We start from the raw sequence: 14,322 nt of genomic DNA on the forward strand, positions 1-14,322 counted from the left end.
CATAGAGTGTTCAAAACAGATGAAGCTCGGGGAGGAAAATATAAAACCAAACGGAGGAATAACACATGGCAGTTGTATCAATGAAACAATTATTAGAATCAGGTGTTCATTTCGGCCACCAGACTAGACGCTGGAACCCGAAAATGAAACCATATATCTTTACAGAAAGAAACGGCATCTACATCATCGACTTGCAGAAAACTGTTAAGTTGATCGATCAAGCTTACAACTATGTACGCGACATCGCTGAAGATGGCGGAACAGTTCTTTTTGTCGGAACTAAAAAACAGGCACAGGATGCGATCAAAGAAGAAGCTATCAGAGCTGGCGCTTACTACATCAACCATCGTTGGTTAGGTGGAACATTGACTAACTGGGATACTATCCAAAAACGTATCAAACGTTTGAAACAGTTGGAAAAAATGGAAGAAGACGGAACGTTTGAAGTCTTACCTAAAAAAGAAGTTGGGATCTTGCTGAAAGAACGCGATCGTCTTGACAAATTCTTAGGCGGAATCAAAGATATGCCTAAACGTCCAGATGTATTGTTCGTTGTAGACCCAAGAAAAGAACACATTGCAATCAAAGAAGCTCAAAAATTAAATATTCCTATCGTAGCTATGGTAGACACTAACTGTGATCCAGATGAGATCGATGTAATCATCCCTTCAAATGACGATGCTATCCGTGCCGTTAAATTGTTGACGAAAACAATGGCTGATGCTGTTATCGAAGGAAACCAGGGAGAAGATGAAGTTTTTGAAGAAGAAGCTAAATCTGATTCTTTAGATGAAATCGTTGAAGTAGTCGAAGGCGACAACGACTAATAGTCGTTTAAACCGGACTCGTTAACTACTAAGGAGGAATAATATTGGCAACTATTAAAGCAGCTCAAGTAAAAGAGTTACGTGATAAAACAGGCGTTGGAATGATGGACGCGAAAAAAGCGTTGGTTGAAACTGACGGAGACATGAACGCAGCTATTGACTATCTTAGAGAAAAAGGTGTTTCTAAAGCAGCTAAAAAAGCAGACCGTATTGCGGCTGAAGGATTAGCAAACGTTTATATCGAAGGTAACGTTGCAGCAATCGCTGAAATCAATTCTGAAACTGACTTCGTTTCTAAAAACGACAAGTTCCAGAACCTGGTTAAAGGGATTACTAAAACTGTCGCTACTCATAACCCTGCATCTGTTGAAGACGCATTAGGGTTAGACATGAATGGCGAATCTATCCAGGACACTATTACTGAAGCAACTCAAACTATCGGAGAAAAAATCACGTTCCGTCGTTTTGCAGTTGTTGAAAAAACAGATAATGATGTTTTCGGAGATTATGAGCACATGGGCGGACGCATTACTGTTCTTTCTACTGTTGAAGGAACATCTGATGAAGAAGTTGCGCGTAATGTATCTATGCATATTGCAGCTATCAATCCTAAATTCATTACACGTGAAGAGATTTCTCAAGATGAAAGAGATCACGAACTAAGCGTGTTAACTGAACAAGCTAAAAACGAAGGAAAACCAGAAAATATTGTTGAAAAAATGGTTCAGGGACGTTTGAACAAATGGTTAGCAGAAGTTAGTTTAGTTGACCAGCCATACGTTAAAGATCCAGATAAAACAGTTGGTGAGTACTTGAAAGAAAATGGTGCGTCAATCAAGTCCTTCATCCGTTATGAAGTCGGAGAAGGTATTGAAAAACGTACTGAAGATTTCGCTGCTGAAGTTCAAAGTCAGTTAGCTAAAAAATAAGTAAAATCCAAAAGAGTAGTGGTCTTCAATCGACCCTGCTCTTTTTTTTGCATCAAGTTCTATAATTTCAGCAGTATGTTTTGTATACTGATGTGGAAACAAAGGGAGGCGATCAAGTGACTTACCAAACAATCGATTTAGAAAAGCTCTTCGATATTATTATTGTAGGTGCAGGAGCTGCAGGATTGGCAGCTGCTATTCAGGCAAAAGACGAAGGAGCAAGTCCAGTTATTTTTGAGAAGATGCCGGCTGTTAGAGGAAATACGATCAAATCATCAGCGGGGATGAATGCCTCAGAAACATCATTCCAGTTAGACCAGGGGATAACTGACAGCAATGAGCTGTTTTATGCTGAAACCCTAATAGGGGGGAATAAAACCAATGATCAGGAATTGCTGCAGTATTTTGTCAAACAGTCGGCTGGTGCAATAGATTGGCTGGACTCACTCGGTATATCTCTTTCAAATATTACAACCACTGGTGGAATGAGTGTCAGAAGAACCCACCGGCCTGCAGATGGTTCTGCAATCGGAGGATACTTAGTTAAAAGATTAATGAAAAACATAGAGGAACGACATATCCCCATCGTTTTAAACGCGGACGTCCAGCGTCTTGTACTGGATAAAGGCGTTGTAACGGGGGTGGAGGTCGTCATAGAAGGAATGACTTCCCAGATCGTGAAGTCCAGAACTGTAATCGTCACGACGGGTGGTTTTGGTTTTAATCGTGAAATGTTAAACAAAATAGCACCTCAGACAGCTCACTTCATTACGACAAATCATGAAGGCAGTATGGGAGACGGGATACAGATGATCCAGGCTGTTGGTGGAGATGTTCGAGATCTGGACCAGATTCAGATCCATCCAACGGTTCACCAGGAGAGCGGATTTCTTATGACTGAAGCGATAAGAGGCGAAGGTGCCGTGCTGGTCTCTTCAAAAGGGGAGCGCTTCATCAATGAGCTGGACAGAAGAGATGTGGTCTCTAAAGCTGTCATGGATCTAACAGATCACTGTGCCTACCTAATTTTCGACGAGCATTTGAAGCAGCGTGTTCCTGCAGTCGGTTTTTACCAGTCAAAACAGATGGTGCTGACAGCTGACACACTGGCCGATCTAGCTGGTCTGCTCGGTATGCAAGAGGACACGCTTAAAGACACTATTTACAAATGGAACGAATCTGTCAGAGAACAGAAAGACAGGCAGTTTGCCAGACAGACTGGCATGGATCACCCTTTGAATCTATCACCCTATCATGCCATCAAGATTGCTCCTGGCATTCACCATACAATGGGAGGCGTTATCATCAATAAAGATACCCAGGTCTTAAAACCAAATGGACAGAATATTCCAGGATTATATGCAGCGGGTGAAACAGTGGGAGGCCTTCATGGACAGAATCGGATAGGAGGAAATGCGATAGCGGAAACGATCGTATTTGGAAGACAGGCTGGCAAACAGGCTGCTCAATTCAGCAGTAAGGGTTTACCCGAGTGATGACGACTGAATACCGATTCGGATAAACAGCTGGAGGGTCAAATCCTCTGCATTTTTTAATGACCTCAAACCGGTTATGTGGTAGAATAATACTGTATGAATTATGGAGGGAATTATTATATGGATGAACCGAAATACAAACGTATTGTACTTAAACTAAGTGGAGAAGCACTAGCAGGGGAAAATGGCTTTGGAATTGCGCCCCCGACTATTCAGGAAATTTGTCAGGAAATCAAAGATGTTCATGAATTGGGAATTGAAATTGCTATAGTAGTGGGCGGCGGAAATATCTGGCGTGGTCATGTCGGTGCCGAAATGGGAATGGAACGCTCTCAGGCAGATTATATGGGCATGATTGCAACTATAATGAATGGACTAGCACTGCAGGATTCTCTTGAAAATATTGGGGTTCCCACGCGAGTGCAGACATCTATTGAAATGCGTCAAGTGGCTGAGCCATATATTCGCAGAAAAGCGATGAGACACTTAGAAAAAGGACGCGTGGTTATTTTTGCAGGTGGTACGGGTAATCCTTACTTCTCTACAGACACAACAGCCGCACTGAGAGCAGCAGAAATGCACGCTGATGTGATTATGATGGCTAAAAATAATGTAGATGGTGTCTACTCAGCAGATCCGAACATCGATGAGAATGCTGTTAAGTATGAAGAGTTAACTTATCTGGACATTATCAATAAATCCCTTCAAGTGATGGATACGACAGCATCATCACTCAGTATGGACAATGACATTCCATTAGTCGTATTTAATTTAAACAAAAAAGGCAACATAAAACGCGTCGCTTTAGGTGAAACCATTGGGACGACTGTCAGGAGGAAACAATAGTGACTAAGGCCATATTAAAAGACACTTTAGAAAGAATGAAGAAAGCAGAACAGTCATATGTAAGAGAATTAGGGGGCATTCGTGCAGGTCGCGCTAATCCAAGCCTGCTGAATCGAGTGAATATTGATTATTACGGCGCACCTACACCACTTAACCAGGTCGCTCAAATATCTGTTCCTGAACCGCGTGTACTGCTGATTACACCTTATGATAAATCTGCATTGGGCGATATCGAAAAGGCGCTTAATCAGTCTGATATCGGGATTCCACCTTCAAATGACGGGAATGTGATTCGACTAGTCGTTCCTGCACTAACGGAAGATAGACGAAAAGATATTGCCAAGCAGGTCGGAAAAGAATCTGAAAACGCGAAAGTATCTGTCCGAAACATTCGTCGTGACGCAATCGATTCACTTAAAAAAGCTGAAAAAGACGGCGACTTGACTAAAGATGATCTTCATAACTACGAAGACGAAGTTCAAAAATTAACAAATGCAAGTGTTAAAGCGATAGACAAACTGTCTGAAGAAAAAGAAAAAGAAATACTCGAAGGATAAAAATAAGGAGAGAAGCTTGAGGATCTCAAAGGTTGATGGTGAAACAAACCTTTAAGTCCGAAGCTGACTCTCCTTTTCTTCATTTTATTTAAAGTTTGCTGATGATATACTTATTTACCAGCTTGGTAACCACAGAAGTGACTACAATACTGATGATATATTTTCTCAATCGTCTCATTAGGAGAACCTCCTTAACATTAAATTAACACTTATGTGATAGCTTACATATAGTATAGCAAATGTCACTACATACTGAAAATAGAACGATCTGAAATAAATCAGAGACGCTTTTTGATTTTTATGGTAATTTGGATTGATTTTTACTACAATAGAAGAGATGTATACTGATTTCTAGGAGGGTATGGTGTGTCTTACACCGGTCGTTATGATTGAAAACGAAAAAATTAATATACCCGCTCATGTCGCTATGATCATGGATGGCAATGGACGCTGGGCTGAACAAAAAGGAAAAGCCAGGAAGTTTGGACACGAAGAAGGCATGGAAGCCGTTCGAAGAGTAACGATGAGAGCCAGTGAACGAGGCGTGAAAGTCTTGACCTTATATGCTTTTTCTACGGAAAACTGGAAAAGACCTCCTCAGGAAGTACACTTTTTAATGCAGTTGCCTATCCGGTTTTTTGACCGGTTCGTACCTGAGCTTCAGGAAAAGAATGTAAAAGTAAATATGATTGGATTCGAGGAAAAAGTTCCGTCATCAACGAAAAAAGCCATACAAAATGCTATGGATGAAACGAAAGATAATACAGGAATGATTCTGAATTTCGCTTTTAATTATGGAAGCCGTGCTGAAATTGTAAAAGCAACACAGACAATCTGCCAAAAAGCAATTGATGGACAGATCAATGTGAAAGATATTGACGAGAAGGCTATCGAAACCCACTTATTCACTGAATCAATCACACCGTATCAGGATGTGGATCTGCTGATACGTAGTAGTGGTGAACAGCGTTTAAGTAATTTCCTCCTATGGCAGAATGCCTACAGCGAGTTTTATTTTTCAGACCTGTTATGGCCTGATTTTAATGGAGACGTCCTGGATGAAGCACTTTTAAGTTATAAAAATAGGCAGCGTCGTTATGGAGCAGTCTAAATAATTAAGAAAGCCGAGGAAATAGAATGTTAACAAGAATTGCAACTTCAGTTATAGCTTTAGTTCTGTTTATTCCGATCATACTATTTGGCGAATGGCCTTTATTATTATTAATGGGCGTTCTTGCCGTTATAGGACAGATTGAATTCATTCAGATGAATAAGCTGAGCCCCGTTTCCTTTCCGGCGATTATATCTGCTGCAAGCGTGTTTGCGCTTGTTCTCAGTACTAGAATAAGTACAGTGATCGAAGGCAATGTCATGCTGAAAATAGCAAGTCTTTTAGCAGTTAGCTTGCTGGTATACGCTGTAACGAAACCAGATTTCAAAATTAGTCAGATTGGCTCCATTGTCTTAATGACGCTGTACATAGGCGTCGCCTTCTATTCGTTTGTGGCTCTTAGAACTTTTAGTGCCACATTTCTTATTCTGGTACTGCTGGTGATCTGGTCAACGGATTCAGGCGCGTACCTTATTGGCAGAAAGATTGGAAAAACAAAATTGGCTCCTGATATATCACCAAACAAGACTATTGAAGGGTCAGCTGGAGGTACTTTGACTGCAGCAGTGATTAGCGCTGTGTATCTCATCTTTTTCCCGTTATTCGAGTCTTACATTCTGTCTCTGTTATTTATGATCATGATTTCAGTGATCGGACAGTTAGGCGATCTGGTTGAATCTAAAGTCAAGAGAGAGTACAATGTTAAAGATTCAGGCACTCTTCTTCCAGGTCATGGGGGAGTATTAGATCGCTTTGACAGTACCCTGTTAGTATTGAATGTATTATTTATTATTGGATTATTTTGATCATTAAAGGAGCACACCTATGATTCAGACTATACTTGCTTTTGCACTGGTATTTGGGATAATTGTTATTATTCATGAATTTGGCCATTTTTATTTTGCTAAACGAGCTGGCATATTAGTCAGGGAATTTGCAATCGGATTTGGACCGAAAATTTTTCATCACCGTAAAGGGGAAACAACTTATACCATCCGGCTCCTTCCGGTTGGGGGATATGTCCGTATGGCAGGGTATGAAGAAGAAGCCGATATCCGTCCGGGCATGTCAGTACAGCTGACATTAGATGAGTACGAAAAGGTTGAAAAAATAGACTTACAAGGACATGAAGAGTCACTGGAAACCGTCCCGATGGAAGTAACGTCTTTCAATTTTGATGACGACTTGTTTATTGCCGGAAGAATCGGGTTTGATAACACTGAGAAAGTTTACAATGTCAACCGGGATGCGTTATTAGTCGAGAAAGACGGCACACTGTTGCAGATTGCGCCGAAAGACAGACAATTCCAAAGCGCTTCACTTGGTAATCGAATGCTGACTAATTTTGCTGGACCGATGAACAATTTCATACTGGCTATTGTTGCGTTTACATTGCTGGCTTTCATCCAGGGCGGTGTTCCGAGTTCCGAGCCATTGATCGGAGCTGTTGAGGAAGGATCGCCAGCCGCAGAAGCGAATCTAGTGGAAGGCGACAGAGTGATTTCAATCAATGATGAACCAGTAGAGTCATGGACTGAAATGGTGACCATCATACAGGAAAATCCTGAAGAGTCTCTCACATTCCAGATTGAAAAAGAATCAAATGAAACAGTTGAAGAAGAAATCGTGCCCAATGCATTTGATGCCGAAACCGAAACGATTGGAAGAATTGGCATTCAGTCCTACTTGGATGAGAGTCTGTCGTCCAAGCTGACTTACGGATTTACTGAAACACTATTCATTATTACTCAAATCTTTACACTGCTCGGCTCGTTCTTTACTGGTGGGTTCAATGTGAATCAGCTTGGCGGACCAGTGGCTATATATGCGACCACCGAGGCCGTGGTACAAGCGGGCGTTATCGGTCTGATCAGCTGGATCGGATTTTTAAGTGTCAATCTTGGTATCATGAATTTACTGCCTATTCCTGCACTTGACGGTGGCAAATTACTGTTGAATATTATAGAAGGTATACGAAAAAAACCAATCAGCCAGGAAAAAGAAGGGTACATTACATTAGTAGGGGTTTTATTCCTGCTGATTCTGATGCTTCTTGTTACATGGAACGACATTCAAACATTCTTTTTAAATTAACCATCAAAGGAGACCGCAGTCGCAATGAAACAGTCAAAATTATTCGCACCTACATTACGTGATGTACCTGCTGATGCTGAAGTCATCAGCCATCAGCTGCTTTTACGGGCAGGATACATTAGACAGATATCTTCAGGGGTATACAGCTACCTGCCACTTGCAAACAGAGTAATGGAAAAAGTAAAAACAATCATCCGTGAAGAACTGGATGCCATCGATGGGTCAGAAATGCTTTTGCCGGCGCTACTGCCAGCTGATTTATGGAAAGAATCCGGGCGTTATGAAACATACGGAGAAGATTTGATCAAACTGAAAGACAGGCATGATCGTGATTTCATTTTAGGACCGACTCATGAAGAGACTTTTGCTAAACTGATCAGTGAAGAAATCAAGTCTTACAAAAAATTGCCTTTACTGCTTTATCAGTTTCAGACTAAATACAGAGATGAAAAACGCCCGCGTTTCGGACTGATGCGCGGAAGAGAATTTATCATGAAGGATGCTTATACGTTTCATGACAGCTATGAAAGTTTAGACGAGTCTTATAATCAGATTGCGCAGGCCTATACGAATGCCTTCGAACGATGCGGATTGAATTTCAGATCGATCATCGGAGACGCAGGCGCAATGGGCGGGAAAGATTCTGTAGAATTCATGGCACTGGCTGACTCTGGAGAAGATACTGTTGTTTATTCAGACAGCAGCGACTATGCAGCTAATCTGGAGATGGCAACGAGCGCTTATAAAAAATCGCCTAAAACAGATGTCCAGCTGGATATGAAAGAAGTAGAGACTCCGGATACTAAAACAATACAGGCCGTCTCCGAGTTTTTAGAGATGCCTAAAGCACAGATACTGAAAAGTGTCTTATACATTGCTGATAAGGAAACACCAATCCTGGCTATCGTTCGCGGTAACCAGGAAGTTAACGATGTAAAACTGAGAATGGCTCTCGGCGCGGAAGATGTTGTCCCCGCTGAAGAAGATCAGATTAATTCGCTGTTTGAATCGATTCCCGGATATGTAGGACCTGTTAATTTAACAGATAAAGTAAAAATTATAGCAGATCTTCATGTTCAGGACGTTGTCAATGGTGTGACCGGTGCTAATCTGGAAGGGAAGCATTTGATCAATGTTAATCCAGACAGAGACTTTACAGTCGACTCATATGCAGATATCCGTAATGTTAAAGAAGGAGATCCTTCACCAGACGGTATGGGCAGTCTGACATTTACAAAAGGGATCGAAATCGGCCACATCTTTAAATTGGGGACGCGTTATAGTGATGCCATGAATGCCACTGTCCTGGATAATAACGGCAGACAAGCTTCTGTTATTATGGGAAGTTATGGGATAGGCGTCAGCCGTCTACTGTCAGCAATCGCTGAACAGTATGCGGATGAAAAAGGCCTCGTATGGCCTAGATCTGTTGCACCTTTCGATCTTCACATCATTCCTGTTCAAATGAAAAACGACGAACAGAAAGAACTGGGCTTCCGTTTGTATGAAGATTTCAAACAAAAAGGATACGCGGTTCTGATCGATGACAGAAAAGAACGTCCAGGTGTTAAATTTACAGATGCCGAGCTGATCGGTATTCCCGTTCAGTTGACAGTCGGGAAAAAAGCGGCGGATGGCATTGTTGAAGTAACGATCAGAAAAACCGGTGAAATGGTCGAAGCGAAACTGGACGAAGTGATCCAGACAATCGACATATTAATGGCAAATCAAAAATAATTGAATGAAGCAAATGAGAACTGAGGCATTTACTGTCTCAGTTTTCTGTTCTATAATCGACTAAAGAGTGAATGCAGAAAGAAGGATTTTCGTGAGTTTAAACAAAGCTGAACTGTTTCAGACACTGATCAAGCAAACATCTATTGAAATGACTGATGAAGATAAAGAGTGGATACATAAAGGTGAAGTTGAATCGGTCACTGTTTTCAAAATAGAAAGAAAGTGGGAAATCATTCTTCAATTTCCAAATATTTTACCGTACAGACTTTATCTCGCTCTTACACATGGTATCAGACAATCGTTTCAGTCTATTTGTGCTGTCGATATTTTCATCAAAACGACTGAACCGACTGTGACAGATGACAAAGTTAAGGAGTACTGGAGTTCTGCCTGTAAAGCGAGTGGTGTAGATTCGCCTATATGTAATCAGGTATTGGCAGATGGTTTCCCTGTTTTTAGAGAAAATAAATGGGTATTCATGATTGATCAGGAACTTGTATTAGAAAAATATGATAAAGAGTTTCTCCCTCAGATTAGTCAGGCTTATCAGTCATTCGGTTTTCCAAAAGAATTTATGATTAAACCCATAGTGGATGCTGAGGCCAGTAAAGAAAAAGTTAAGGAATTCCAGCTGAAAAAAGAAGAAAATGATGAACTGATGGCCAAGGAGTATACAAAACTGGTCGACACAGCTGAAAAGAAAAAATCACAAGCAAAACAGGGGGGACATAACGGCCCGATTAAATTAGGTAGAGCTATACCGGCTAATGAAGAGATTACTCAAATGATCGATGTTGTCGAAGAAGAAAGACGTATCACTTTAGAAGGGTATGTATTTGACTGCGAAGTAAGAGAACTGAGATCCGGACGTAAACTGCTGCTACTGAAGATCACGGATTATTCTTCCTCATTTACGTGTAAACGGTTCTCTAATAACGAGCAGGATGAGAGTCTGTTCGAAGCAATTAAGACCGGAATGTGGGTTAAAGTGCGAGGAAGCATTCAGGAAGACACCTTTATGAGAGACCTTGTTATGAACGTACAGGATATTGCGCAGACATTTCATGAAGTCAGAGAAGATAATGCTCCCGACGGCAAAAAGAGAATTGAACTCCATGCACACACGAATATGAGTCAGATGGATGCCATATCGAGTGCATCGAAGCTGGTTGAACAGGCCGCAAAATGGGGACATAAAGCAATCGCCATTACCGATCACGGGGTAGGACAGTCATTTCCTGAAGCTCACTCTTCCGGAGTGGAGCACGGGGTCAAAATAATTTACGGTCTCGAAGCTAATCTGGTAGATGATGGTGTGCCGATTGCTTATAATGAAGCTCATCTAAATCTGAATGAATCCACTTATGTTGTGTTTGACGTGGAGACGACTGGATTATCTGCTATCTATGACAATATCATCGAGTTAGCTGGCGTTAAAATGCATAAAGGAAATGTGATCGAAGAATTTCAGGAATTTATTGATCCGGGACACAAACTGTCTGATACAACGGTCCAGCTAACCGGTATCACAGATGACATGGTCAGAGGATCGAAAACGGAAAAAGAAGTCCTTGAGTTATTCAAAGCCTTCTGTGGTGATACTATACTGGTCGCACATAATGCGTCATTTGATATGGGATTTTTAAACACGGCTTATAAAAAGCATGATATGCCGGCCTCCTCTCTTCCTGTAATCGATACGCTAGAATTCTCCCGCTTTGTAAATCCGACATTCAAAGGCCATCGTCTCAATACGCTGGCTAAACGCTTCAAAGTTAATCTGGAGCAGCATCACAGAGCTATTTATGATGCACAGACAACCGGAAACCTGCTCTGGATATTTGTAAAAAAAGCCCAGGATGAACATAATGTATACTATCATGATGAACTGAACAACTTCATGGGAGAAGGTGACTCCTATAAACGCTCCAGACCCAGTCATGTGACTCTCTGGGCTAGCTCACAGTCAGGTCTCAAGAACCTTTTCAAGATCATCTCTGGATCACTGATCGATTACTTTTACCGCGTTCCGAGACTGCCCCGTTCAGTACTGGAAAAACACCGGGAAGGCATCATAGTCGGATCGGGGTGCTCCAAAGGTGAAGTATTTGAAGCTATGATGCAGAAAGGGTACGAAGAAGCGAAGAAAAAAGCGGATTATTATGACTATCTGGAAATCATGCCTAAAGAAGTATATAGCGATCTGATCGATAGAGAACTGATACGCAATGAGTCTGATCTCGAAGATATCATCAAAAATATTATTTCTCTTGGTGAAGAACTGGACATACCAGTTATAGCAACAGGGAACGTTCACTACCTTCAGCCTGAGGATTCTGTTTATCGTGATATACTCCTTGAAACTCAAAATTCTCATTTCTCATCAGGTGCAAAAAATCCGACTGTTCACTTTAGAACGACAGATGAAATGCTCAGTTCTTTTTCATTCCTCGGCGAAGAAAAAGCTAGAGAAATCGTGGTGGATAATCCGCACAAGTTGAATGAACGTGTTGAGGAAGGCATTACGCCGGTCAAGAAAGAGCTATACACCCCGAAAATGGAAGGGGCAGAAGAAGAAGTCAGGAAGATGAGTTACGATAAAGCACATAGCCTGTATGGTAATCCACTGCCTGAGATTATAGAAGCCAGACTTGAAAAAGAGCTGGACAGTATCATCGGGAACGGATTCTCGGTTATATACCTTATATCTCAGAAACTGGTGCACAAGAGTATTGAAGACGGCTATCTGGTTGGCTCCAGGGGGTCGGTCGGGTCAAGTTTTGTAGCGACCATGACTGGGATAACAGAAGTAAACCCTATGCCGCCGCACTACCGTTGTGACGGCTGTCAGTACTCTGAATTTTTCACTGGGGGAGAAGTCGGATCCGGCTTTGACCTGCCTGAAAAAGAATGTCCTAACTGCAGCTCAATGCTTTATAGAGATGGCCAGGATATCCCATTTGAAACATTCCTTGGATTTAAAGGTGATAAAGTCCCGGATATCGATTTAAACTTCTCCGGAGAATATCAGGCCACAGCTCACCATTATACAAAAGAATTATTTGGTGAAGATTATGTTTTCAGAGCAGGCACGATAGGCACAATTGCTGACCGTACTGCGTTCGGATACGTCAAAGGATATGAACGTGACCACCAGCTGCATTACCGTTCAGCTGAGATCGACCGCTTATCTAAAGGGTTAACAGGGGTTAAACGGTCAACTGGACAGCACCCGGGGGGAATCATAGTCATTCCCGATTATATGGATGTCTACGATTTCAGTCCGATACAGTTTCCTGCAGATGATAAGGAATCAAAATGGAAAACGACACACTTTGACTTTCACTCGATCCACGACAATGTACTGAAACTGGATATACTGGGACATGATGATCCGACAATGATCAGAATGCTTCAAGATTTATCCGGTATCAATCCGCTCGATATACCAGCTAATGATCCGGATGTCATGAAACTCTTCAGCGGAACAGAAGTCCTTGGCGTTACAGAACAGCAGATTTTTTCTAAAACGGGGACCCTGGGGGTACCGGAATTCGGTACGCGTTTTGTCCGTCAGATGCTTGAGCAGACAAATCCAACGACATTTGCTGAACTCCTGCAGATTTCCGGCCTCTCTCACGGTACTGATGTATGGCTTGGAAATGCAGAGGAACTAATCAGACTCCATAACATCCCACTTGCAGAAGTGATCGGCTGTCGTGATGATATCATGGTTTACCTCCAGCACCAGGGACTTGAAGATGATATAGCCTTCAAAATCATGGAGCACGTGCGAAAAGGCCGGGGCATCCCGGATGACTGGCAGGCAGCCATGAGGGCAGAAGATGTTCCAGAGTGGTATATTGAATCCTGTCTTAAAATCAAATATATGTTTCCAAAGGCACATGCCGCAGCCTACGTATTAATGGCTTTGAGAGTTGCCTATTTCAAAGTGCACCACCCGCTCTTTTACTATGCCGCGTACTTCTCAATCAGAGCAAGTGATTTCGACCTTGAGGCGATGTGTCAAGGAAAAGATGTCATTAAAACGAGAATGAAAGAAATAACGGATAAAGGGATGGATGCATCGACTAAAGAGAAGAACATGCTGACTGTACTGGAGCTAGCCAATGAAATGGTTGAAAGAGGCTTTGAATTCAAGATGGTCGACCTGGACAAATCCCATGCGACTGATTTTACGATTGAAGACAATGCTTTGATCGCTCCATTCAGAGCTGTTCCATCTCTTGGGGGAAGTGTGGCGAGTGCGATTGTCGAGGCACGAAAAGATGAACCGTTTTTATCTAAAGAAGACTTGTCAAGAAGAGGAAAAGTCTCTAAAACAGTCATGGAGTATTTAGAGACCAATCAGGCATTGAAAGAGTTACCTGACGAAAACCAGCTTTCTTTATTTGACATTTGATCCCGGATGCTTTTAATGAGTTGAGTGTCAGGTGAAACTGAGTACCTTTTAAATTTAGCCCAGTATGAAATCAGAAGGGACACGAAGATACAGGGTATAATAGAATAATGAGCGGTGAAAATAAGTGCCGCTCTTAAATGACTGACCCCTATCGCGTTTTAAGGTAGGGGTCGTTATTTGTTCTCAGCTGATTTTTCAGACTTTTTCGATAAAGACTAATGAATAGTCGAGGGGAGTATACCTGTTCGAACAGCTCAAATCGTCGAGTGTAAATAAATGGATTTTGCCCAGGTTTGCGGTAA

The 14,322-nt window shown here is 41.8% G+C and carries 10 protein-coding genes; all 10 read left to right on the forward strand.

Annotated features, from left to right (window positions below):
- The first annotated feature begins 65 nt into the window (after positions 1–65).
- A complete protein-coding gene (gene rpsB / locus CLV38_RS00120; protein WP_106189921.1) occupies positions 66–827 on the forward strand; it encodes a 30S ribosomal protein S2 in 762 nt (253 codons plus the stop codon).
- Between the two features lie 44 nt (positions 828–871).
- Positions 872–1,756: a translation elongation factor Ts gene (gene tsf / locus CLV38_RS00125; RefSeq protein WP_106189924.1), complete on the forward strand. Its 885-nt coding sequence runs from the start codon at positions 872–874 to the stop codon at positions 1,754–1,756.
- Between the two features lie 116 nt (positions 1,757–1,872).
- Entirely contained in the window at positions 1,873–3,252 is a 1,380-nt protein-coding gene (locus tag CLV38_RS00130) for a flavocytochrome c (RefSeq protein ID WP_170068767.1), read from the forward strand.
- A 120-nt stretch (positions 3,253–3,372) separates the two neighbouring features.
- Positions 3,373–4,098 (forward strand): UMP kinase, encoded by a 726-nt coding sequence (gene pyrH, locus CLV38_RS00135; protein WP_106189929.1) that lies wholly within the window; start codon positions 3,373–3,375, stop codon positions 4,096–4,098.
- Positions 4,099–4,133: 35 nt separating this feature from the next.
- Positions 4,134–4,655: a ribosome recycling factor gene (gene frr / locus CLV38_RS00140; RefSeq protein WP_211295382.1), complete on the forward strand. Its 522-nt coding sequence runs from the start codon at positions 4,134–4,136 to the stop codon at positions 4,653–4,655.
- 361 nt (positions 4,656–5,016) lie between these two features.
- Positions 5,017–5,766 (forward strand): undecaprenyl pyrophosphate synthase, encoded by a 750-nt coding sequence (locus tag CLV38_RS00145; protein ID WP_106189935.1) that lies wholly within the window; start codon positions 5,017–5,019, stop codon positions 5,764–5,766.
- A gap of 26 nt (positions 5,767–5,792) precedes the next feature.
- On the forward strand, positions 5,793–6,572 hold the full coding sequence (locus CLV38_RS00150; RefSeq protein ID WP_106189938.1) for a phosphatidate cytidylyltransferase: 780 nt from the start codon (positions 5,793–5,795) through the stop codon (positions 6,570–6,572).
- A gap of 19 nt (positions 6,573–6,591) precedes the next feature.
- Positions 6,592–7,860: an RIP metalloprotease RseP gene (gene rseP, locus CLV38_RS00155; protein WP_106189940.1), complete on the forward strand. Its 1,269-nt coding sequence runs from the start codon at positions 6,592–6,594 to the stop codon at positions 7,858–7,860.
- Between the two features lie 24 nt (positions 7,861–7,884).
- Positions 7,885–9,597: a proline--tRNA ligase gene (locus CLV38_RS00160; RefSeq protein ID WP_106189943.1), complete on the forward strand. Its 1,713-nt coding sequence runs from the start codon at positions 7,885–7,887 to the stop codon at positions 9,595–9,597.
- Between the two features lie 91 nt (positions 9,598–9,688).
- Entirely contained in the window at positions 9,689–14,020 is a 4,332-nt protein-coding gene (locus tag CLV38_RS00165) for a PolC-type DNA polymerase III (protein ID WP_106189946.1), read from the forward strand.
- Positions 14,021–14,322 lie beyond the last annotated feature (302 nt).

This window comes from Alkalibacterium olivapovliticus (genome assembly GCF_003003275.1).
Classification (GTDB): domain Bacteria; phylum Bacillota; class Bacilli; order Lactobacillales; family Carnobacteriaceae_A; genus Alkalibacterium; species Alkalibacterium olivapovliticum.

What these genes read in the sequence shown, in the direction of transcription:
- rpsB (WP_106189921.1), top strand. Translation starts at nt 66, where the DNA reads ATGGCAGTTGTATCAATGAAACAATTATTAGAATCAGGTGTTCATTTC.
- pyrH (WP_106189929.1), top strand. Translation starts at nt 3,373, where the DNA reads ATGGATGAACCGAAATACAAACGTATTGTACTTAAACTAAGTGGAGAA.
- frr (WP_211295382.1), top strand. Translation starts at nt 4,134, where the DNA reads ATGAAGAAAGCAGAACAGTCATATGTAAGAGAATTAGGGGGCATTCGT.
- CLV38_RS00145 (WP_106189935.1), top strand. Translation starts at nt 5,017, where the DNA reads ATGGTGTGTCTTACACCGGTCGTTATGATTGAAAACGAAAAAATTAAT.
- CLV38_RS00150 (WP_106189938.1), top strand. Translation starts at nt 5,793, where the DNA reads ATGTTAACAAGAATTGCAACTTCAGTTATAGCTTTAGTTCTGTTTATT.
- rseP (WP_106189940.1), top strand. Translation starts at nt 6,592, where the DNA reads ATGATTCAGACTATACTTGCTTTTGCACTGGTATTTGGGATAATTGTT.
- CLV38_RS00160 (WP_106189943.1), top strand. Translation starts at nt 7,885, where the DNA reads ATGAAACAGTCAAAATTATTCGCACCTACATTACGTGATGTACCTGCT.